General features: G+C 64.4%; 20 protein-coding genes. 8 read left to right on the plus strand and 12 right to left on the minus strand.

The window, feature by feature from the left end:
• Nucleotides 1-3: 3 nt before the first annotated feature.
• Nucleotides 4-1,470 carry a M48 family metalloprotease gene (locus ACLI1C_RS16270; protein ID WP_411398585.1) on the plus strand — a complete coding sequence of 489 codons (1,467 nt, stop codon included), beginning with the start codon at nucleotides 4-6 and terminating at the stop codon, nucleotides 1,468-1,470.
• On the opposite strand, the gene ACLI1C_RS16275 is transcribed toward ACLI1C_RS16270, so the two are convergent.
• From ACLI1C_RS16275 to ACLI1C_RS16295, 5 genes are all read right to left on the minus strand, one after another.
• Entirely contained in the window at nucleotides 1,471-1,761 is a 291-nt protein-coding gene (locus ACLI1C_RS16275) for a Flp family type IVb pilin (protein ID WP_411399085.1), read from the minus strand.
• The gene (locus ACLI1C_RS16280; RefSeq protein ID WP_411398586.1) at nucleotides 1,677-2,084 is read right to left on the minus strand and encodes a (deoxy)nucleoside triphosphate pyrophosphohydrolase; all 408 of its coding nucleotides are present in this window, start codon (nucleotides 2,082-2,084) and stop codon (nucleotides 1,677-1,679) included. The genes ACLI1C_RS16275 and ACLI1C_RS16280 overlap by 85 nt, the downstream gene beginning before the upstream one ends.
• Nucleotides 2,081-2,827: a GNAT family N-acetyltransferase gene (locus tag ACLI1C_RS16285; RefSeq protein WP_411398588.1), complete on the minus strand. Its 747-nt coding sequence runs from the start codon at nucleotides 2,825-2,827 to the stop codon at nucleotides 2,081-2,083. Before ACLI1C_RS16285 ends, ACLI1C_RS16280 begins: the two co-directional genes overlap by 4 nt.
• Before the next feature lies 1 nt (nucleotide 2,828).
• The gene (argJ, locus tag ACLI1C_RS16290) at nucleotides 2,829-4,061 is read right to left on the minus strand and encodes a bifunctional glutamate N-acetyltransferase/amino-acid acetyltransferase ArgJ (protein WP_411398589.1); all 1,233 of its coding nucleotides are present in this window, start codon (nucleotides 4,059-4,061) and stop codon (nucleotides 2,829-2,831) included.
• 167 nt (nucleotides 4,062-4,228) lie between these two features.
• Complete coding sequence (locus ACLI1C_RS16295) at nucleotides 4,229-4,468, minus strand: hypothetical protein (RefSeq protein WP_411398591.1); 240 nt, start codon at nucleotides 4,466-4,468, stop codon at nucleotides 4,229-4,231.
• 99 nt (nucleotides 4,469-4,567) lie between these two features.
• On the opposite strand from ACLI1C_RS16295, the gene ACLI1C_RS16300 reads away from it, so the two are divergent.
• The gene (locus ACLI1C_RS16300) at nucleotides 4,568-5,185 is read left to right on the plus strand and encodes a TetR/AcrR family transcriptional regulator (protein ID WP_411398593.1); all 618 of its coding nucleotides are present in this window, start codon (nucleotides 4,568-4,570) and stop codon (nucleotides 5,183-5,185) included.
• A gap of 139 nt (nucleotides 5,186-5,324) precedes the next feature.
• Here the strand turns inward: ACLI1C_RS16300 and ACLI1C_RS16305 are convergent, their stop codons facing one another.
• Nucleotides 5,325-6,260 (minus strand): peptidylprolyl isomerase, encoded by a 936-nt coding sequence (locus ACLI1C_RS16305; RefSeq protein WP_411398595.1) that lies wholly within the window; start codon nucleotides 6,258-6,260, stop codon nucleotides 5,325-5,327.
• Between the two features lie 386 nt (nucleotides 6,261-6,646).
• Here ACLI1C_RS16305 and secA point away from each other — a divergent pair, with 386 nt between their 5' ends.
• A complete protein-coding gene (gene secA / locus ACLI1C_RS16310; protein ID WP_411398596.1) occupies nucleotides 6,647-9,394 on the plus strand; it encodes a preprotein translocase subunit SecA in 2,748 nt (915 codons plus the stop codon).
• A gap of 76 nt (nucleotides 9,395-9,470) precedes the next feature.
• Here secA and ACLI1C_RS16315 read toward each other — a convergent pair whose 3' ends face one another.
• The 5 genes from ACLI1C_RS16315 to ACLI1C_RS16335 form a co-directional block, all read right to left on the minus strand.
• Nucleotides 9,471-10,121, minus strand: coding sequence for a hypothetical protein (locus ACLI1C_RS16315; RefSeq protein ID WP_411398597.1), 651 nt, complete (start codon nucleotides 10,119-10,121; stop codon nucleotides 9,471-9,473).
• 132 nt (nucleotides 10,122-10,253) lie between these two features.
• The gene (locus ACLI1C_RS16320) at nucleotides 10,254-11,306 is read right to left on the minus strand and encodes a L,D-transpeptidase family protein (RefSeq protein ID WP_411398598.1); all 1,053 of its coding nucleotides are present in this window, start codon (nucleotides 11,304-11,306) and stop codon (nucleotides 10,254-10,256) included.
• A 260-nt stretch (nucleotides 11,307-11,566) separates the two neighbouring features.
• Complete coding sequence (locus ACLI1C_RS16325) at nucleotides 11,567-12,520, minus strand: acetyl-CoA carboxylase carboxyltransferase subunit alpha (protein WP_411398600.1); 954 nt, start codon at nucleotides 12,518-12,520, stop codon at nucleotides 11,567-11,569.
• Between the two features lie 171 nt (nucleotides 12,521-12,691).
• Nucleotides 12,692-13,597: a site-specific tyrosine recombinase XerD gene (gene xerD, locus ACLI1C_RS16330; RefSeq protein ID WP_411398602.1), complete on the minus strand. Its 906-nt coding sequence runs from the start codon at nucleotides 13,595-13,597 to the stop codon at nucleotides 12,692-12,694.
• Nucleotides 13,594-13,809, minus strand: coding sequence for a histidine kinase (locus ACLI1C_RS16335; protein WP_411398604.1), 216 nt, complete (start codon nucleotides 13,807-13,809; stop codon nucleotides 13,594-13,596). The genes xerD and ACLI1C_RS16335 overlap by 4 nt, the downstream gene beginning before the upstream one ends.
• A 146-nt stretch (nucleotides 13,810-13,955) precedes the next feature.
• On the opposite strand from ACLI1C_RS16335, the gene ACLI1C_RS16340 reads away from it, so the two are divergent.
• Genes ACLI1C_RS16340 through ACLI1C_RS16350 form a run of 3 tightly spaced genes read left to right on the plus strand, consistent with a single transcriptional unit; the run spans nucleotide 13,956 to nucleotide 16,942 of the window.
• A complete protein-coding gene (locus tag ACLI1C_RS16340) occupies nucleotides 13,956-14,540 on the plus strand; it encodes a shikimate kinase (RefSeq protein WP_411398605.1) in 585 nt (194 codons plus the stop codon).
• A 2-nt stretch (nucleotides 14,541-14,542) separates the two neighbouring features.
• Nucleotides 14,543-15,658: a 3-dehydroquinate synthase gene (aroB, locus tag ACLI1C_RS16345; protein ID WP_411398607.1), complete on the plus strand. Its 1,116-nt coding sequence runs from the start codon at nucleotides 14,543-14,545 to the stop codon at nucleotides 15,656-15,658.
• Nucleotides 15,659-15,661: 3 nt separating this feature from the next.
• Nucleotides 15,662-16,942 (plus strand): HlyC/CorC family transporter, encoded by a 1,281-nt coding sequence (locus tag ACLI1C_RS16350; protein WP_411398608.1) that lies wholly within the window; start codon nucleotides 15,662-15,664, stop codon nucleotides 16,940-16,942.
• A gap of 7 nt (nucleotides 16,943-16,949) precedes the next feature.
• Here the strand turns inward: ACLI1C_RS16350 and ACLI1C_RS16355 are convergent, their stop codons facing one another.
• Nucleotides 16,950-17,240 (minus strand): BolA family protein, encoded by a 291-nt coding sequence (locus ACLI1C_RS16355; protein ID WP_411398609.1) that lies wholly within the window; start codon nucleotides 17,238-17,240, stop codon nucleotides 16,950-16,952.
• Nucleotides 17,241-17,282: 42 nt separating this feature from the next.
• Here ACLI1C_RS16355 and ACLI1C_RS16360 point away from each other — a divergent pair, with 42 nt between their 5' ends.
• Nucleotides 17,283-17,912 carry a J domain-containing protein gene (locus tag ACLI1C_RS16360; RefSeq protein ID WP_411398610.1) on the plus strand — a complete coding sequence of 210 codons (630 nt, stop codon included), beginning with the start codon at nucleotides 17,283-17,285 and terminating at the stop codon, nucleotides 17,910-17,912.
• A gap of 100 nt (nucleotides 17,913-18,012) precedes the next feature.
• On the plus strand, nucleotides 18,013-18,996 hold the full coding sequence (gene cobS / locus ACLI1C_RS16365; protein ID WP_411398611.1) for a cobaltochelatase subunit CobS: 984 nt from the start codon (nucleotides 18,013-18,015) through the stop codon (nucleotides 18,994-18,996).
• Nucleotides 18,997-19,052 lie beyond the last annotated feature (56 nt).

Genomic DNA, 19,052 nt, shown 5'->3' on the forward strand with positions numbered 1-19,052 from the left:
GGTTTGGGGCAGATCTCCAGGGGATTCCGCAATGGCCTTCTGGCCGTGACGCTGCTGGCGCTGAGCGGCTGCACGAGCCTGACCGGGTCCAATGTCGCCGTCAGCCAGACGGGCGATAATCCGGCACCGACGGTCGTGCCCGAGGGCACCGATCCCGAGGATGTGGTGATCGGCCGCCGCGAGCATCCGCGCATCATCGCGGCCTATGGCGGGGTCTATTCCGACCGGCCGGCCGAGATCATGGTGGCGCGAATCGTCAGCCGGTTGCTGGCCGCCGCCAACCAGCCCAATGCGCAGTTCCAGGTCACCATCCTCGACAGTTCCGAGGTCAATGCCTTCGCCCTGCCGGGTGGCTATATCTATGTGACGCGCGGCATCCTGGCGCTGGCCAGCGATACGAGCGAGCTGGCGGCCGTGCTGGCGCATGAAATCGCCCATGTGACCCTGCGCCATGCGCGCGCTCGGACCGATCGCACCCGCACCACCGAAATCGTCGACCGCGTGATCACCGGCGTCTTTGGCGGCGACACCTCGACCGATGCCACGGCCAACCGGACGCGCCAGTCCATGGCCGCCTTCAGCCAGAACCAGGAGCTCGATGCCGATCGCGAGGGCATCAAGTTTGCCGGCAAGGCGGGCTATGACCCGCAGGCCGCGGCGCGGTTCCTTGGCGTGATGAGCCGGTTTGCCAGCTTTTCGGCCGGCGAATCGGGTGACGACGGGTTCTTGTCCTCGCATCCCTCGACCCCGGCGCGCATCCAGAAGGCGGTCGATACCGCCCGCACCATGTTCGGCCAGGCGAGCCTCGAGACCGATCGCGACGGCTATCTGGCCTCGATCGCGGGCCTGACCTTCGGCGACAGCCCGGCGCAGGGCTCGATCGTGGGCCGGCGCTTCATCCACACCGCATCCAAGTTCACTTTCACCGTGCCGGCCGGCTATACGCTGCAGAATTCGCAGAGTGCGGTGGTGGGCGTGGCCGGCGATGGCGAAGCGGTGCGCTTCGACAGCGCCGATGTGCAGGCGAATGTGCCGCTATCCGACTATCTCAAGTCCGGCTGGATTGCCGGGCTCAAGGCCGACAGCGTCACCACGCAGAGCTTTAACGGCATCGACATGGCCTCGGGCCTGGCGCAGACCGACCAGTGGTTCTTCCGGGTTTCGGTCATGCGGCTCGACGGGCAGGTCTATCGCTTCATCTTTGCCGCCAAGTCCGACAGCAGCCGCTTTGCGCAGGGGGCGGAGGAAACGCTCAAGAGCTTCCGCCGCGCCGAGGCGAGCGATCTCAACCAGGTGCGCAAGGTGGCGGTGCGCGTGGTCACGGCCAGGTCCGGCGACAGCGCCGATTCGCTGGCGCGGCAGATGGCCGGGCTCAGCCGCGGCAGCGAACTGTTCTATATCATCAACGACCTCTACCCCGGCGACGCCGTGGTGCCGGGGGAGAAATACAAGGTCGTGGTGCTGCAGTAGTCAGTCGATCTTGGCGGTCTGCGCGGCGATGACATTGCCGGCAGCGCCCGGGCCGGTGGCCATCAGGTTGAACAGGCTATCGCCCAGGGTAACGAAGCTGACAATGACGGCAACGGCGATCAGCCCCGCCAGGAGACCATATTCGATGCCGTGGCGCCGGTCTCGTCGGCGATGAAGGATTTCAGCATGCTTGCCCCCAAGCCCGATCAGAGCAGATCGCAGAGCGCGGCGATCAGCGGTTCGTCGGCCGGGGGCATGGGGTAGTCGCGCAGCTGCTGTGGGCGGACCCATTTGAGGGCCGTATGCTCCCGCGGCTCGGGCATACCCTGCCATTTCCGGCAGGCGTAAAGTGGCATCAACAGGTGAAAATTCTCGTAAGAGTGGCTGGCAAAGGTGACCGGCGCCAGGCACGCCTGCTTGGTCGAGATGCCGAGCTCCTCCTCCAGCTCGCGGATCAGCGCGGCCTCCGGGCTTTCCCCGGGCTCCACCTTGCCGCCGGGAAATTCCCAGAGCCCGGCCAGCGACTTGCCCTCGGGGCGCTGGGCGATCAGCACGCGGCGGTCGACATCGACCAGGGCGCAGGCCACGACCAGCAGGAGTTTTGGCCCGCTCATGCGACCCCCGGAATGCGGTAGGTATAGTCGTATTGGTACTCATAGCCGAGCGAGGCGTAGAGCGCCTGCCCGGCCGGGTTGTCGGCCTGAACATTGAGAGCGGCGACCGTGGCACCCTGCGCGCGGGCCCAATGGAGACCAGTGCGCATCATGGCGGCGCCCAGTCCCTGGCGGCGCCTGAGGGCGTCGGTGACGACATTGCCGGTGATGACGATGCCGCCGGCGACGGCCATCAGTCCGGTGGCGACGGGTTCACCGTCGCGATAGAGCACGATGCCGGTCGATGGCACGACAAAGGCGGCCAGCAGACTGCGCATCTGGTCAATGGTGGCGTCGCTATAGCCCTGCAGGTGCTGCTGCGCCGCGAGGAAAGCGGGGTCGAGCACGGGCAGCAGCCTTGCATCGGGATCAGGCTGCTGCTCGCCGAGTGCCATGGCAAACAGGTGGCTTCGGTCGATGCTCTGCCAGCCGGCCTCATCGAGGGTCTCGATGAGCTCGGGGGCCGCCAGCGGGGTGATCCGGAATACCGGCTTGATGCCGCGGATGACCATCCACGTGCTGGCCGAGATGACGCGCAGATCGGCGTCCTCCCCATCGTCGGGGTCAAAGCACTGGACCGAATTGGCGCGCTTGGTATAGCCGCCCGCGGCGCGACGCACCCAGCTGCCGTCCCATTTGACTTCGATGCCGGGCCAGGCCTCAAGGCCTGCCCGCTCGAAGGCCTCGACCGTGGGCAAGGTCATGTCAGCTCCGGTAGTCGCCGTTGATGGTGATGTAGCCATGCGTCAGGTCGCAGGTATAGACGGTGGCCCTCCCGTCCCCGAGCCCCAGGCTGACGGTGAGTTCCAGGTCCTCGCCCTTCATATAGGCGCTGGTGGCGGCCTCGTCATAGACGGCGGCGCGCTCGCCATCCTTGGCGACCAGCAAGTCGCCGAAGCGGATGGCCAGCCTGTCGCGATCGGCGGGCTCGCCAGCCTTGCCGACGGCCATGACCACGCGGCCCCAATTGGCATCCTCGCCGGCAATGGCGGTCTTGACCAGCGGGCTGTCGGCGATGGACTTGGCGATGCGGAAGGCGCTGGCATCGGAGGTGGCGCCCTCGACATGGATCGAGACCTGCTTGGTAGCGCCTTCGCCATCGCGCACCACCTGGATGGCGAGGTCGAACAACACGTCCTTGAGGGCCTCGCCGAAGATTTCGGCGCGGGGGTCGTCCATGCTCTCGATCGGCTCGACGGCAGCCTTGCCGGTGGCAAAGGCCAGCAGCGTATCGGAGGTCGAGGTGTCACTGTCGACGGTGATGGCGTTGAAGCTCGTTGCCACATGCCTGCTGAGCAGCGCCTGCAGCACCGGGGCGGCAATGGGCATGTCGGTGACGACAAAGCTCAGCATGGTGGCCATGTCGGGCGCGATCATGCCTGATCCCTTGGCAATGCCGTTGATCCTGACCTCGACGCCGTCGACGTCGAGGGTGGCGCCATAGAGCTTTGGGAAAGTGTCGGTGGTCATGATGGCCTTGGCGGGGTCCATCCAGGGTCCGTCGCCCATCCTCGTTGCCATGGTGTCGAGCACGCCGGCAAATTTGGAGGCATCAAGCGGTTCGCCGATGACGCCGGTCGAGGCGAGGAAGATTTCCGATGGGGCACAGGCCAGCGCCTTGGCTGCATAATCAGCGGTGAGCTGGACGCTCTGCTGGCCCTTGCTGCCGGTAAAGGCGTTGGCATTGCCGGAATTGACCACCAGACCCCGCGCGGTGCCGCCGGGCAGGTTGGCCCTGCACCAGTCGACCGCAGCCGAAGAGCACTTGGACTTCGTCAGCACGCCGGCCGCGGTGGTGCCTTCGTCGAAGGCCATGAGCAGGACGTCGGTCCGGTTCTTGTATTTGATGCCCGCTTCGGCGGTGGCGAAGCGCACGCCCGCGATCACCGGCAGGTCCGGATAGGATTTGGGAGCGAGCGGGGAAACCGGGTGGGCCATCTGCCTGTGCCTTGTGGTGGAACCGAATTGCGGCCCCCGGTGTGCCCCAAAGACAAGGCATTCGCAAGACGTGCTAGGTCACGGCTGGCGGCTTGTCCTGTGTATCCACACGTCCCACCCTCTCCCGCAGGGGAGGGGGTGGCCGGGCCTCTGCCGCTACAGAGGCATCAGGCGGCGAGCGGCTTTTTGGTGCCGGCGATGAATGCCCCGAAACGCTTGCCGATGAAGGGGACGATCAGCATGACGATGGTGGTGGCCATGATGGGCACCAGCACCAGGCTTCGCTGCCACATCTCCCAGCCCGGGGTCAGCGGCATCAGGATATAGAGATAGAGCGTCACAACGGGGTAGACGAAAATGGTCATCACGAGGGCCATGCGGAGACGGGAGGCGAGGGAGGGTTGCATTTGCAAACTCCAAACGAAACGGTACGTTGCGTTATGTAACGGAACGACACGTATCGTTCAAGTCCTTTGCGATAAGAAATTTTTCGGCCATAAGAGGGCATGAGCCAAGACAGTCCTGACATCGATGCGCCGCGCCGATCCATTGGGTCGCGCCGCAATCCCGATACGGAAGAAGCGATTCTCGCGGCGGCCGAGGCCATTCTCGATGAATCGGGCCTGGCCGGCTTTTCCATCGAAGCGGTGGCGCGGCGGGCGCGGGCGGGCAAGCCCACCATTTATCGCTGGTGGCCCGACAAGACGGCATTGCTGCTGGCTGTCTACCACCGGCAAAAACCAGCGGTGGTCCATGCGGACAGTGGCTCGACCGAGGAAGATGTGGCGCAGTTCTTCGTGCATCTGATGGGCCACTGGGGTGGCTCGGGCGCCGGCGAAGTGTTCCGCTATCTGGTGGCCGACGCACAGAGCAATCCGCGTACTGCGGAAACGCTGAGCGACTATGCGGCGGCGCGGCGCAAGCAGACCGGTGCGCTGTTCGCGCGGGGGCAGGCACGGGGCGAATTGCGGGACGATATCGATCCGGAGCTGGCTGCGGAGCTGATTTCCGCCCTGGCCTGGCAAAGGCTGCTGACCGGGCGCACCGCGATCACTCTGGACGAGGCCCGCAAGATTGCGCGCCAGGTGGTGCAGGGGCTGCGGCCGGGGGCATCGCGAAGCTGACCCAGGTGTGGGGCGTTTGACCTCTCCTTGGGGGACGCCTCGCGGGCGCCGGGTGAGGGGCCTCACACCGAGTCAGGTAAAGGCCCCTCAGCCGACCCAAGATGGTCGACCTCTCCCCAAGGGGGAGAGGTGAGAAGGGTTACTGTGCCGGGGTTTCGCCGGCAGCTTCGGTTTCGGTCTGGGCGTCGACGGCGGCCTTGAGCTCGGCATCGGGGATGTCGATGGTCACGCCTTCCATCAGCCTGGCGACGGTTTCATCGAACGTGGTCATCAGCCGCTGCTGCTGCAACTGGGCGGCGACCTGCTCGAATGCCGGCGGGGCGGACTGGCGCTTTTCTTCAAGGCGGATGACGTGCCAGCCGAACTGGGATTCCACTGGATCCGAGACCTGGCCGATATCGGTGAGGGCAAAGGCCGCAGCCTCGAAAGGCGCCACCATCATGCCCTTGCCGAAGAAGCCGAGGTCGCCGCCATTGGCAGCACCCGGATCGATCGACTTTTCCTTGGCGACGGTGGCGAAATCGGCGCCGCCATCGAGCTCGGCCTTCACGGCCTTGGCTTCTTCTTCCGTGGGAACCAGGACGTGGCTGGCGCGAATTTCGTCGGCCGGCACGAAGTCGGCGATGAAGGCCTCATAATCGGCCCGCACGGCTTCCTCGGTCACTGCATTGGCAATGGTCTCGGCAAAATAGGCGCGGCGCAGGGCGCGATCCTCGAGATAGTCGAGGCGCTGCTGGAACAGGGGGGTATCGGCCATGCCGGCTTCCTGACCAGCCTTGGCCATCACCTTCATGTCAATTAGCACGCGCAGCAGGAACGGCTTGCGCTGTTCGGGCGGCATCTGGCTGAGTTCCTGGGTCAGGTCCTCGGCGGCAAAGCCCAGATCGGCCTCGGTGATCGGCTCGCCGCCGACGGTCGCAACCACCGTGTCGGGCGAAACGGGCGCGACGGCCTCGGCGGCGGGCGCTTCGGCGGCAGGCGCGGCGTCCTGCGCGACGGCGGGGGCCAGTGCACCCGCAGCAAGGATCAGCGCAAGAACGCTCGTCCGGGCGAGGCGCAACGAGGAAGAAATCATGGATCGGTCTCCTTGGCCGGCGCTTTTGCTGTGCGTCCTGGCTCGTTGATGATCGGCAAGGCGCGCGCTGGCGATGCCTGGCGCGGGTTCCGGCCTGCCCTCACACAGCAACGGGGCCAAAATGTGCCGCGACGCGCAGATGAGCAACCAATGGCCGGAAAACCCGTTTCTGCCGGGGTTTCCGGCAGGGCCACGGAGGTGTGGCCCATTTCGGCGACGTTGACAAGACAAGGACCCGCTCTTACATCTCAGCCGCTTTTTCCGCCGCCTGGCGGGATACCAGAAATTCAAAGCCGGAAAGGCTTTCTCATCGCGTCGACGCGGCCGAACGGGCCAATTGCGCAGCTCCCCGCCGCACCCCGATGAGTCATAAAAGGACCTGACATATGGCACTTGCCTCGCTCGCCCGGCGGATCTTCGGTTCTCCGTCAGATCGGCACGTGAAGCGCTTCCAGGGCAAGGTGGCGGCGATCAATGCCCTCGAGCCGGAGCTGGAAAAACTCAGCGACGACGAGTTGCGCGCCCGCACCGCCGCGTTCAAGGAGCAGCTCGAGAAGGGCGCCGATCTCGATGACCTGATCGTGCCTGCCTTTGCCACCGTGCGTGAAGCCAGCAAGCGCGTGCTGGGCATGCGCCACTTCGATGTGCAGCTCATCGGCGGCATGGTGCTCAACGATCGCGCCATTGCCGAAATGCGCACCGGTGAAGGCAAGACGCTGGTTGCCACGCTCGCCGTCTATCTCAACGCCCTCAAGGGCGAGGGCGTGCATGTGGTGACGGTCAATGACTATCTGGCGCGCCGCGACGCTGCCTGGATGGGCCAGATCTACAATTTCCTCGGCCTCAGCTATGGCATTATCGTACATGGGCTGACCGATGCCGAGCGCAAAGCGGCCTATGGCGCCGATATCACCTACGGCACCAATAACGAATTCGGCTTCGACTATCTGCGCGACAACATGAAATATACGCGCGCCCAGATGGTGCAGCGCGGCCATTCCTATGCCATCGTCGACGAAGTGGACTCGATCCTGATCGATGAGGCGCGCACGCCGCTGATCATTTCGGGTCCGTCGGATGACCGGAGCGAACTCTACCTCAAGCTCGACGAGCTGATGCCGATCATCGAAGAGGGCGATTTCGAGCTCGACGAAAAGCACCGCGCCGCCACGTTCACCGACCAGGGCATCGAAAAGCTCGAAGCCAAGCTGGCCGAGACCGGCATGCTCAAGACCGGTTCGCTCTACGACGTGGAAAATGTCGCGCTGGTGCATCACGCCAATTCGGCCCTGCGGGCGCACAAGCTGTTCCGCAAGGACAAGGACTACATTGTCCGCAATGACGAAGTGGTGATCATCGACGAGTTCTCCGGCCGCATGATGCCGGGCCGCCGCTATTCGGAAGGCCTGCACCAGGCGCTGGAAGCCAAGGAACGCGTCAAGATCCAGCCGGAAAACCAGACCCTGGCCTCGATCACCTTCCAGAACTATTTCCGCCTCTACAAGAAACTGGCCGGCATGACCGGTACGGCGGCGACGGAAGCGGAAGAATTCGCCGATATCTACAAGCTCGACGTGGTCACCGTGCCGACCAATGTGCCGGTGCAACGTATCGATGACGAAGACGCCATCTTCCGCACCGCGGCCGAGAAGTTCGACGCCATTGCAGACCTGATCAAGCAGTGCCAGGATCGTGGCCAGCCGGTGCTGGTGGGCACGACCTCGATCGAGAAGTCGGAAATGCTGGCCGAAATCCTGCGCGGCAAGAATGTCGGGCAGATGAACGTGCTCAACGCCCGCCATCACGAGCAGGAAGCCTTCATCGTCGCTGATGCGGGCCTGCCGGGCGCGATCACCATCGCCACCAATATGGCCGGCCGCGGTACCGATATCCAGCTCGGCGGCAATCTCGAAATGCGCATCCAGCGCGAATGCGAGGGCCTCGAAGGGGAGGCCCGCGAGCAGAAGATCGCCGAGATCAAATCCACCATTGCGGCCGACAAGGCCAAGGCGCTGGCGGCAGGTGGCCTCATGGTCATCGGCACCGAGCGGCATGAGAGCCGCCGCATCGACAACCAGCTGCGCGGCCGGTCCGGTCGCCAGGGCGATCCGGGCCATTCGGCCTTCTTCCTGAGCCTGCAGGACGACCTGATGCGGATCTTCCCGGTCGACAGCATGGATTCCATGCTAGGCAAGCTGGGGCTGGAGCAGGGCGAGAGCATCACCCATCCCTGGGTCACCAAGGCGATCGAACGCGCCCAGGGCAAGGTCGAGGCGCGCAACTTCGACATCCGCAAGAACATCCTCAAATACGACGACGTGATGAATGATCAGCGCAAGGTGATCTTTGAGCAGCGTATCGAGATGATGGATGCCGAGGATGTCAGCGACACGGTCGTGGACATGCGCCATGACGTGGTCGAGAACATCGTCGCCAAGGCGATCCCGCCGCGCTCCTATCCCGAGCAGTGGAATGTGGAACAGCTTCGCGCGGCAGCGCAGACCTATCTCAATATCGACGTGCCGGTGCAGGACTGGGCGGCCGAGGAAGGCATTGATGCCGAAACGGTCACCGAGCGGCTGATCGCGGCGGCCGACGAGCATGCCAGGGCCAAGGAAGAGCGGACCATTGCCGCCATGGCGGCGAATGGCGCGCCGAACCCGGCGATCATGCGGCAGGTGGAAAAGTCCATCCTGCTGCAGTCGATCGACGGCTTGTGGCGCGACCACCTGGTGACGCTGGACCACCTCTCCAAGGTGGTCGGCTGGCGCGGCATCGCCCAGCGCGATCCGCTGACCGAATACAAGCAGGAGGCCTATGAGCTGTTCCAGGGCCTGCTCAACAACCTGCGCGAGCTGGTGACCACCCAGCTCAGCCATGTCGAGCTGCAGCCGCGGCCGATCACGCCACCCGTGCCCGATCTCAGCCGCTTGCAGGAAACCCATATCGACCCGCTGACTGGCGAGAATGATGCCGATGTGGGCGGCGAGACCATTGCCGGGGCGCTGGGCGCCGTGGGCAGCGACCCATCGCTCAAGCCGATCGATCCGCAGCTGCTGGTCGGGGTGTCGCGCAATGCGCCATGCCCCTGCGGCTCAGGCAAGAAGTTCAAGCACTGCCACGGCGCCTTCTAGATTTTGGCGCGATGGAATGAACAAAGGCCCGGAGCGATCCGGGCCTTCTGTTTTGCAGTATCCGAAACGCGGAAATTCAGCAGGTCACCCGGATTTCGGCGAAGCCGGTCATGCCGTCTTCACCGGCCGAAACGACGCCGATCATGCAACTGGTGCCCGGCAGGCCGATATTGCCACCCGAGGCGATGATGGTGCCGTCCGCCAGCGAGAGGAAGCCGTTGTCGACCGCACCGATCTCGACATTGGCGGCAATGCCGCAGACCGGATAGCTGTCGCCGGAGGTGACGAGGAAACGGGTTCCGGTGGGCAGGCAATCGCCCGCCGAAGCGGCAGGTGGTGTGGGGGCCGCGGTGGCCGCGAGCGGCGGATCGGCGGCTGCGCCCTCCGTGCCGCGCCAGCTCTGCTCAAGAATGGCGATCCGGTTGGCCAGATCCACGAGGCCGGCGTCGCCGCCGGCCGTGACATCGCGAGCCTGGTTCATCTGGCCGAAGAGTTCGAGGCTCAGGCGGATCTGCGCGATGTCGGTGGAAATCCGGTCGATGTCGCGCCGGGTTTCGACATAGACCCAGGTCGCCGCGCCAATCGCGGCGATGCCGACGAGGCCCACGACGAAGCTGAGAACATTGGCGAGAGGCAGGCGGCGGCGAGCGGGTTCACGCGGTGTGCCGGCCCTGGGTGGTTCCACAGTGGCCTTGGGTTCGCTCTGGACGGCAGGGGTTTCTTCCAAGGCAAACTCTCCGTTGCGGCACCGGCCGGCGGGCTCACATTGCCCGGGAATGCGGCCCAGATATGGTGCGCGACCGAGGCCATTGCATCCCCGTTGCCGGGCGATGGCAAGGCGGATGATGCGGGGTAGTGCCTAAGGGCGTTCGAGCCGGGGCAGCGGCTTGGGCGCGGGCTTGCCGCTCATTACCGGCACGACATCGTCATCCTTGCCGCCAAACATGCTGCCCAGGCCGCCGAACAGGCCGGACACAGCGCCGTTGATGGCTTCGCCGCGCTCCTTGGCGGCCGCGACGGCGGCGGCCTCGCGCTCGGCTTCGGCGGCGAGGCGGGCCGCCTTCTGGGCCTCGCTCTCGACGGCGCTGGCAAAGGCCATCTCGTCGGCCTGCTGCTTTTCGGCCAGCCCGGCGATCTGTACTACGGCGGGGCAGGGCCCCATCGGGTTGAGCGCGCCGCCACTGCTGGCATTGAAGATATACTGACGCTCGCAGACGTCCCAGGCGGGCGGCGCCTTGGTCAGCTCGAACAGGTCGTGGCCTTCCTTGATGTCCTTCCAGAACGCCAGGTGCTGGCTCGAGGCCTGCTTGGCCAGGTTTGCCGCGGTCATGCGGAAGGGAAAGATCTGCAGCTGGAAGCTGGGATTGCCGCCCTTGAAGGTCTCGCGGGCCAGCGCATAGATTTCCGCAATGCCCTGGTCGGTCATGGCGTAGCAGCCGCGCGAGGAGCAGTCGCCATGCACCATCAGGTCGCTGCCGGTGCGGCCATGGGCGCGGTCGAACTTGTTGGGAAAGCCGGTGTTGAAGGCGAGATAATAGCTCGAGCGAGGATTCATCAGGCCCGGCGTGATCGTATAGAAGCCTTCCGGGCTCTGCCGGTCGCCTTCCTTGATCTTGGGACCAAGATCGCCCGAATAGGCGCAGATTTCGTAGGTCTTGAACAAGCGGAACTGGCCGGCACTGGTCCGCTTCCAGACTTCGAGGGTCTCTTCCTGCTTGAAGATGCGGATGACCATGGCTTCGCCGGGCGAGGAGCCCATGTTGCGCAAGCCGGCCTGGGTGACGCTCGATAGCGGCTGGTTGTGGCGATTGTCATTGCTCTTGGGCATGAAGCCGCCGCAGGCCACCAGGCCAAATGCCACCCAGAGCAGGATCAGGATCGATGAGAGCTTGCGGAGGAACGTGGCGGTCAAGATCGTCGGCCCGGTGCAGAACAATGGAGCGGTGACCCATAGGGCCAGTTGGTTACCGCAGCATGAGAATTGCTGGTGAACGAACCATTACCACGCAGCAAAATCGGCTGGAAGCCGGGTCATATCACGCGAGTGTGTTGGCTTATTACCTCTCCCCGAGGCATGGGCGCGGAGACCCTCATCCAGCCTCCCCCGGGAAGGGGGAGGGGATGTTCGGCGCGTTGTGCACGATTGAAGACGTTAGGAGGGGGCACTCAGATCTAGAGTGCGGAACCGATCGCCAGGAACTTCTCGCGGCGGTGCTCGCGGGTCTCGAGGCGCCCTCGGCTGCCAAATTCGGCGAGGAAGCTGGAAATGGCATTGCGTGTGGCGTCCATCACCGCCTCGTGGTGGCGATGGGCACCGCCGGCGGGTTCAGGGATTATGCCGTCGATCACGCCAAAGCCGAGCAGGTCCTGGGCGGTGATCTTCTGGGCGGTGGCCATGTCCTGCGCCTTGGCGGCGTCGCGGAACAGGATGGAGGCACCTGCTTCGGGAGAAATCACCGAGTAGATGGAATTTTCCAGCATCAGCACGCGGTTGGCGACGGCAATGGCAATGGCGCCACCGGAGCCACCCTCGCCGATGACGATGGCAATATTGGCCACGCCGAGCTCGAGGCATTTCTCGGTCGAGCGGGCAATGGCCTCGGCCTGGCCGCGCTCCTCGGCGCCGATGCCAGGATAGGCACCCGCCGTATCGACGAAGGAAATCAATGGAATGTTGAAGCGGTCGGCCATGTCCATGATGCGGACGGCCTTGCGGTAGCCCTCAGGGCTGGCCATGCCGAAATTATGCTTGAGCCGGGTTTCAGTCGAGCTGCCCTTTTCCTGGCCCAGAATGGCGACGGACTGGCCGTTGAAGCGGCCGAAACCGGCCTGCAGGGCGGCGTCTTCGCGATATTTGCGATCGCCGGCCAGGGGCGTCCATTCGGTGATAAGCTTGCCGACATAGTCGGAAAAATGCGGGCGCTGCGGGTGGCGGGCCACCTGGGTCTTCTGCCATGGGGTCAGGCGCTTGTAGATCTCGATCAGCGCCTCGTCGGCGCGGCTGGAGAGCCGATTGACCTCTTCGTCGATGCTCACGGCCTGATCGGTCGCGGCCATAGCCTTGAGCTCGGCGATCTTGCCTTCAAGATCGGCAACCGGCTTTTCAAAATCGAGATAAGACTGCATCCCACCTGCCCGTTAGGGGTCTGTTTTACGGACCCTATCATAAGGCCGCTGCTGTTGCGCCCCAAAGTGGCCGGAAAGTGGCGACGGCGCAACAGTGAGTCAAGGCTCGACCGGGATTGGGACACAGGAAAGGGTGCTCTGACCGCTCCCCCGAAGGGAGAGGTCAGATAGTCAGCCCCCTGCCAAGGGGTGATGCGTCTCCACCAGGGTGCGCAGTTTCTCGTCGAGCACGTGGGTATAAATCTGCGTGGTCGAGATATCGGCGTGGCCGAGCAGCATCTGCACCACGCGCAGATCGGCGCCACCGGCCAGGAGATGGCTGGCAAAGGCGTGGCGGAGCACATGCGGGGCGACCCGCGATGCGGAAATGCCGGCGCGACCGGCGAGGCTCTTCAGGTCGCGGGCAAAGACCTGGCGCGAGAGGTAGCCTTCCGCGCCCGTGGCGGGAAAGAGGAATGGGCCGGCTTCGAGCGTCGCAACATAGGTCTTGATGGCGTCGCGGGCCCGGTCGTTGAGCGGCACGACGCGCTCCTTGTTGCCCTTGCCGGTGACGGTCAAATAGCTGGTGTCGCGCATGACGGCCGAGCGGCGGAGGCTCACCAGCTCGCTGACGCGCAGGCCGGTGGCATAGAGCAGTTCGAGCAGCACATAGAGGCGCAGCGCCGCCGCCTGCTTTTGCGGCGAGGCCTCGGCATTGGCTTCGGCCTCGGCGGTGGTGAGCAGCTTGTCCACCTCGGCGATGGAGAGCACCTTGGGCAAGGCGCGGCGGCTTTTGGGGCTGGCGACGATGCGGGTGGGATCATCGCTGCGCATGCCATCGGCGCAGAGGAAGCGATGAAACTGGCGGATGGCCGAGAGGCGTCGCGCAGACGAGGATGCGGAGAGACCATCAAGGCGGAGGCGATCGAGATAGGCATTGACCGTTTCGCGCCCGACGGCCAGCAGGGTCTGCTGCCGGCCGGCGACATAACCGGCATAGTCGGAGAGATCGCGACGATAGGCGTCGATGGTGTTTTTGGCAGCGCCGCGTTCGGCGCTCATCATCTCGAGAAACGCGCCGATCAGGTGGCTGCTCATGGATTGGCTGGTTCTGCTGCGGGTGCTTCTGCAGGCGGCTGTTCCGTGCCGGGCAGGGCCGGTTGTCCGCCCGAGAGCAGGTCGCGCGTCGGAATGCGAATGGTCACTTCCTTGGGGGTCGGCTCGACAAAGGCAATCAGTGCGACCATGCCGGCATAGACGAGTCCAGCCAGGAAAAGCAGCGTGATGATGAGGCGGATCAGGGTGGGCATGGCGGTCCGGCGGTCAAAACTATGCGCAATCTGACAGAAAAAGGTTTCGTTTCCGTAGGCATAGTGCGTTGTGAGGCGCCGGCCTGCAAGTTCTTGACAGGAGAGGGCGGGACGGCTTGATAGCGGCAACGTTAGGGGAGCGCCATTTGAACCGACCGGACGCGGCATTGCGGCAGGCCCGCGCCGAACAGCTTGCCGAGCGTCTCGCCGGCAAGCCGCTGGTGCTGGTCGGCATGATGGGGGCGGGCAAGACCACGGTCGGCCGCCGGCTGGCCAATCGCCTGGGGCGCCACTTTCTCGATAGCGACGAGGAGATCGAGAAGGCCGCGCAGATGAGCATTCCCGAAATCTTCGAGCAGCGGGGCGAGCCCGAATTCCGCGCCGGAGAAACCAGGGTCATCGCCCGCGTGCTCAAGGAAAGCAATGTCGTGCTGGCGACCGGCGGCGGCGCCTTCGTCAATGGCGAGACGCGCGCGCTGGTCAAGGCCGAAGCGATTTCGATCTGGCTCAAGGCCGAGGTGGACATCCTGTTCGAGCGCGTCTCGCGCCGCTCCAACCGGCCCCTGCTCAAGACGGCCAATCCGCGCGAGACGCTCGAAAAGCTGATCGAGGACCGCTACCCGATCTATGCCGAGGCCGACGTAACGGTCATCTCCCGCGATGTGCCGCAGGATGTGGTGGCGGGTGACGTGATCGATGCAGTGCTCGCCCATCTCCAACGCCGGGACTGACCATGGCCGATATTGCTCACAAGGTTCACGTCGCTCTGGGTGAGCGGGCCTATGACATCCTGATTGGCGACAGGCTGCTGGACGATGCAGGGCCCATCCTGGCCGAGCGCTTTCCAGGGCGCCGCTATGGCATCATCACCGACGACAATGTCGCCAAGGCGCAGTTGCCACGGCTGCTCGCCTCGCTCGATGCTGCAGGGCTCGGCCATACCGAGATCGTGCTGCCGGCAGGCGAAAGCACCAAATCCTGGACCCTGCTTGGCCAGGCGGTCGAGGGCATTCTGGCGGCGCGGCTGGAGCGGGGCGATCTTGTCATCGCACTGGGCGGCGGCGTGATCGGGGACCTGGGCGGTTTTGCCGCCTCGATTGCGCGGCGGGGCATGGATTTCGTGCAGATGCCGACCTCGCTGCTGGCGCAGGTGGATTCCTCGGTCGGCGGCAAGACCGGCATCAATTCGCCGCATGGCAAGAATTTGATCGGCGCCTTCCACCAGCCGCGTCTGGTGCTGGCCGACCTGTCGACCCTCGATACGCTGTCGCCCCGCCAGTTTGCGGCCGGCTATGCCGAAGTGGTCAAGTACGGGCTGATCGACGATGAGGACTTCTTCTTCTGGCTCGAAGCTAACCAGGCCGAGATCTTCGCCGGCGGGCCGGCGCGGGGCGAGGCCATTGCCCGCTGCTGCGCGCACAAGGCGCGGGTGGTGATCGCGGACGAGAAAGAGCTGGGCGTGCGGGCGCTGCTCAATCTGGGCCACACCTTCGGCCATGCGCTGGAAAAGGATACCGGCTATTCCGACCGCCTGCTGCATGGTGAAGGCGTTGCCGTGGGCATGATACTGGCGCATGGCTTTTCGGCGCAGCTGGGCCTGGCGCCGAGCCAGGACACTGGCCGCATCGCCGCGCACTTGCAGAAAGCGGGCCTGCCCACCACCTTGTCTGATATTCCCGGTGCGCTGGGTTCTACCGAATTGCTGATGGCGGCTATCGCCCAGGACAAGAAGGTTTCGCGGGGCGCGCTGACCTTCATTCTGACACGCGGCATCGGCAAGGCCTTCATCGAACGCAATGTCGAGCCCGGCTCGGTGGCAGCGTTTCTCAATCAACAAAGGACGCCATAGCCCATGCTGATCACCGCCCTGGCGATCGTTGCTCTCCTGGCGATGAGCTTTTTCTTCTCCGGTTCGGAAACAGCCCTGACTGCCGCCTCGCGGGCCCGCATCCACCAATTGGCCCGCAATGACGATTCCCGGGCGCTGACCGTCGAGAAGCTGATTGCGGACAAGGAGCGGCTGATCGGGGCGATCCTCCTGGGCAACAATGTCGTCAACATCCTGGCCTCGACGCTGGCGGCAAGCCTGCTGATCCAGATCTTCGGCGAGGCTGGCATTGTCTATGCCACGCTGGCCATGACGGCCGCCGTCGTGGTGTTTTCCGAAGTGATGCCCAAGACGCTGGCGCTGATGCGCCCCGATTCGTTTGCGCTGGCAGTGGCGCCGGCCATCAATATCATCGTCGTGGTGTTCGCGCCGGTGACGCTGGCGGTGCAGTGGCTGGTGACCGCCATGCTGCGCCTGTTCGGCGTCCGGGCCAGCGAGGAAGATGCGCGATCGGGTCATGACGAGCTGCGCGGGACTGTGGACTACCTCCATGCCGAAGGCGGGGTGATCAAGCATGATGCCGACATGCTGGGTGGCATTCTCGACCTGCGCGACCTCAGGGTGTCCGACGTCATGGTGCATCGCACCCAGATGCTGACGCTCGATATCGACCTGCCGGCGGACGAGCTGGTGGAGCAGGTGCTGGACAGCGCCTATACGCGCATCCCCATCTATGAGGGCAGCCCCGACAACATCGTCGGCCTGCTGCATGCCAAGGACGTGCTGCGGGCGCTGGCCAGGGTGAATGGCGAAGCGCGGGCGGTGGACGTCAAGACCATCGTCTACAAGCCCTGGTTCGTGCCGCAATCCACCTCGGTGCATTCCCAGCTCGCCCAGTTCCGCAAGCGCCACGAGCATATGGCGATTGTGCTGGACGAGTATGGCGTCGTCGAAGGGCTGGTGACACTGGAGGACATCATCGAGGAAATCGTCGGCGAGATTTCCGATGAGCATGACGAGCCCGAAGACCAGCTGCTCAACGGCATCCGCCGGCTGCCGGATGGCGGCTATAGTGTCGATGCCAGCCTGCCGGTGCGCGACGTCAACCGTGCCATGGGCTGGAACTTCCCCGACAGCCGCGCTCATACCGTGGCCGGTGTGGTCATCGATGCCGCCAAGGTGATCCCGCGAGAAGGGCAGGAAATCGACGCGCACGGCTTTCACTTCAAGGTGCTCGAGCGCGATCGTCAGCGCGTGGCTCGCGTGCTGGTGCGGCGCATCCAGCCGCAGGACCCGCAGGGCTGAAGGCCACCTAGACCCGGTTGGGCAGCTCGAATGGCCCCTGGGACGGCAGCACTTCGATGGCGAGGGCATGGACGCGGCCCTTGAGTTCGGCGTCCAGAGCGTCCATGACGGCACGATGTTGCGCAACGCGGCTCATCCCGTCAAAATGACGGGTCGCGATTCTGACACGAAAATGGGTTTCACCACCCTCGCGCCACCCGGCGTGGCCATGATGCTGCATCGATTCGTCGATCACATCGAGGAAGGCGGGGGCAAATTTCGCGGTGAGCTTGGCGGTAATAGTGTCACTGGCACTCATGACGTCGGGCCTCTATATGGTTCAGGCATTTAACTAGGCGCAATGAAACTGCAATCCAAGCTCTTCGACACCATTCGCATCAAGCCGCGCCGGGAAGAAAAACCGGCGCCGATCGAGCATGTCTGCGACTGGGAGGGGTGCGAGCTGGCGGGTGAGTACCGCGCGCCCAAGGGTGCCCGCAGCGAAGGGCAGTATCACCACTTCTGCCTCGAGCATGTCCGCCACTACAATACGGCGTTCAATTTCTTCGCCGGCATGGAAAAGGACGAGCTGGAGGAGGCGCTGCATGCGCCGCCCAAGGCCGAAAGCCGCTCGAGCTTTGCCACCGGCAATCCGGGCACGCGGACCTCGCGTTCGGCCCAGACGGCGGGCCTGCGTCCGGGGGACCGGTTTGGCGACCCGTTCGGCGTGTTTGCCAAATATCGTCATCGCCAGTCGCAGAAGCCGGCCACCGAGCGCGTCAAGCCGCTGCATGAGCAGGACCGACGGGCGCTCGAAACGCTGGGCATTATCGGGCAGGCCAAGTCGGACGACATCAAGCGCGCCTACAAGACGCTGGTCAAAATCCACCACCCCGATGCCAATGGTGGTGACAAGGCCTCGGAAGAGCGCCTGCGCACCATCATCGCCGCCTATGCCCATCTCAAGAAAACCGGGTTTGTCGCAAAGTAGCCCTGAGGTTGGGGTGGCTACCGCCTCCGTCACAATGCTGCTATAGAGCCCGCGTCTTTTCTGCCCTTCCCGCCTTGATCCTTCCGCCAAGAGCTTTGCCATGACTGAGTATACCAATCTGCCCGACACCGAATATTCGGCCCGGGAGCTGTTCGGCATCGACACGGACATGAAGGTGATGGGTTACAAGGAAACCAGCAGCCACGTGCCGCCGATCGACCCGGACTATCTGTTCGATCGCAACACCACCCTGGCGATCCTGGCGGGCTTCCAGTTCAATCGCCGCGTCATGGTGCAGGGCTATCACGGCACGGGCAAGTCGACCCATATCGAACAGGTCGCCGCCCGACTCAACTGGCCGCTGGTGCGCGTCAATCTCGACAGCCATGTCAGCCGTATCGATCTCGTCGGCAAGGACGCGATCGTGCTCAAGGACGGCAAGCAGGTCACCGAATTCCGCGACGGCATCCTGCCCTGGGCGGTGCAGAACAATGTGGCGCTGGTGTTCGACGAATATGATGCCGGCCGTCCCGACGTGATGTTCGTGATCCAGCGCGTGCTCGAAGTCGCCGGCCGGCTGACGCTGCTCGACCAGAACCGCGTCATCACGCCCCACCCGGCATTCCGGCTGTTCTCGACCACCAATACGATCGGTCTGGGCGATACGTCGGGCCTCTATCACGGCACCCAGCAGATCAACCAGGGCCAGATGGACCGCTGGAGCCTGGTCGTGACGCTCAACTATCTGCCGCATGACAAGGAAGTGGGCATCGTCCTGGCCAAGAACAAAGCCTATGCCGAGACGGAAAAGGGCAAGAAGCTCGTTTCCAACATGGTGCGGCTGGCCGATCTGACGCGCCAGGCCTTCATCAATGGCGATCTTTCGACCGTGATGTCGCCCCGCTCGGTGATCACCTGGGCCGAGAACGCCCAGATCTTCGGCGGCGATGTGGGCTTTGCCTTCCGGCTGACCTTCCTCAACAAGTGCGACGAACTCGAGCGCCCCGTCGTGGCCGAGTTCTACCAGCGCGTGTTCGGCGAAGACCTGCCGGAAAGCTCGGCCAACCTGGCCATTTCGGCCTAGGCGCCGCACGCACGGTCTCGTGGTTCGACAAGCTCACCACGGGGCCTACTGTGAAT

Origin of the sequence: Devosia sp. XGJD_8, assembly GCF_046614475.1 — a bacterium.
GTDB lineage: Bacteria > Pseudomonadota > Alphaproteobacteria > Rhizobiales > Devosiaceae > Devosia.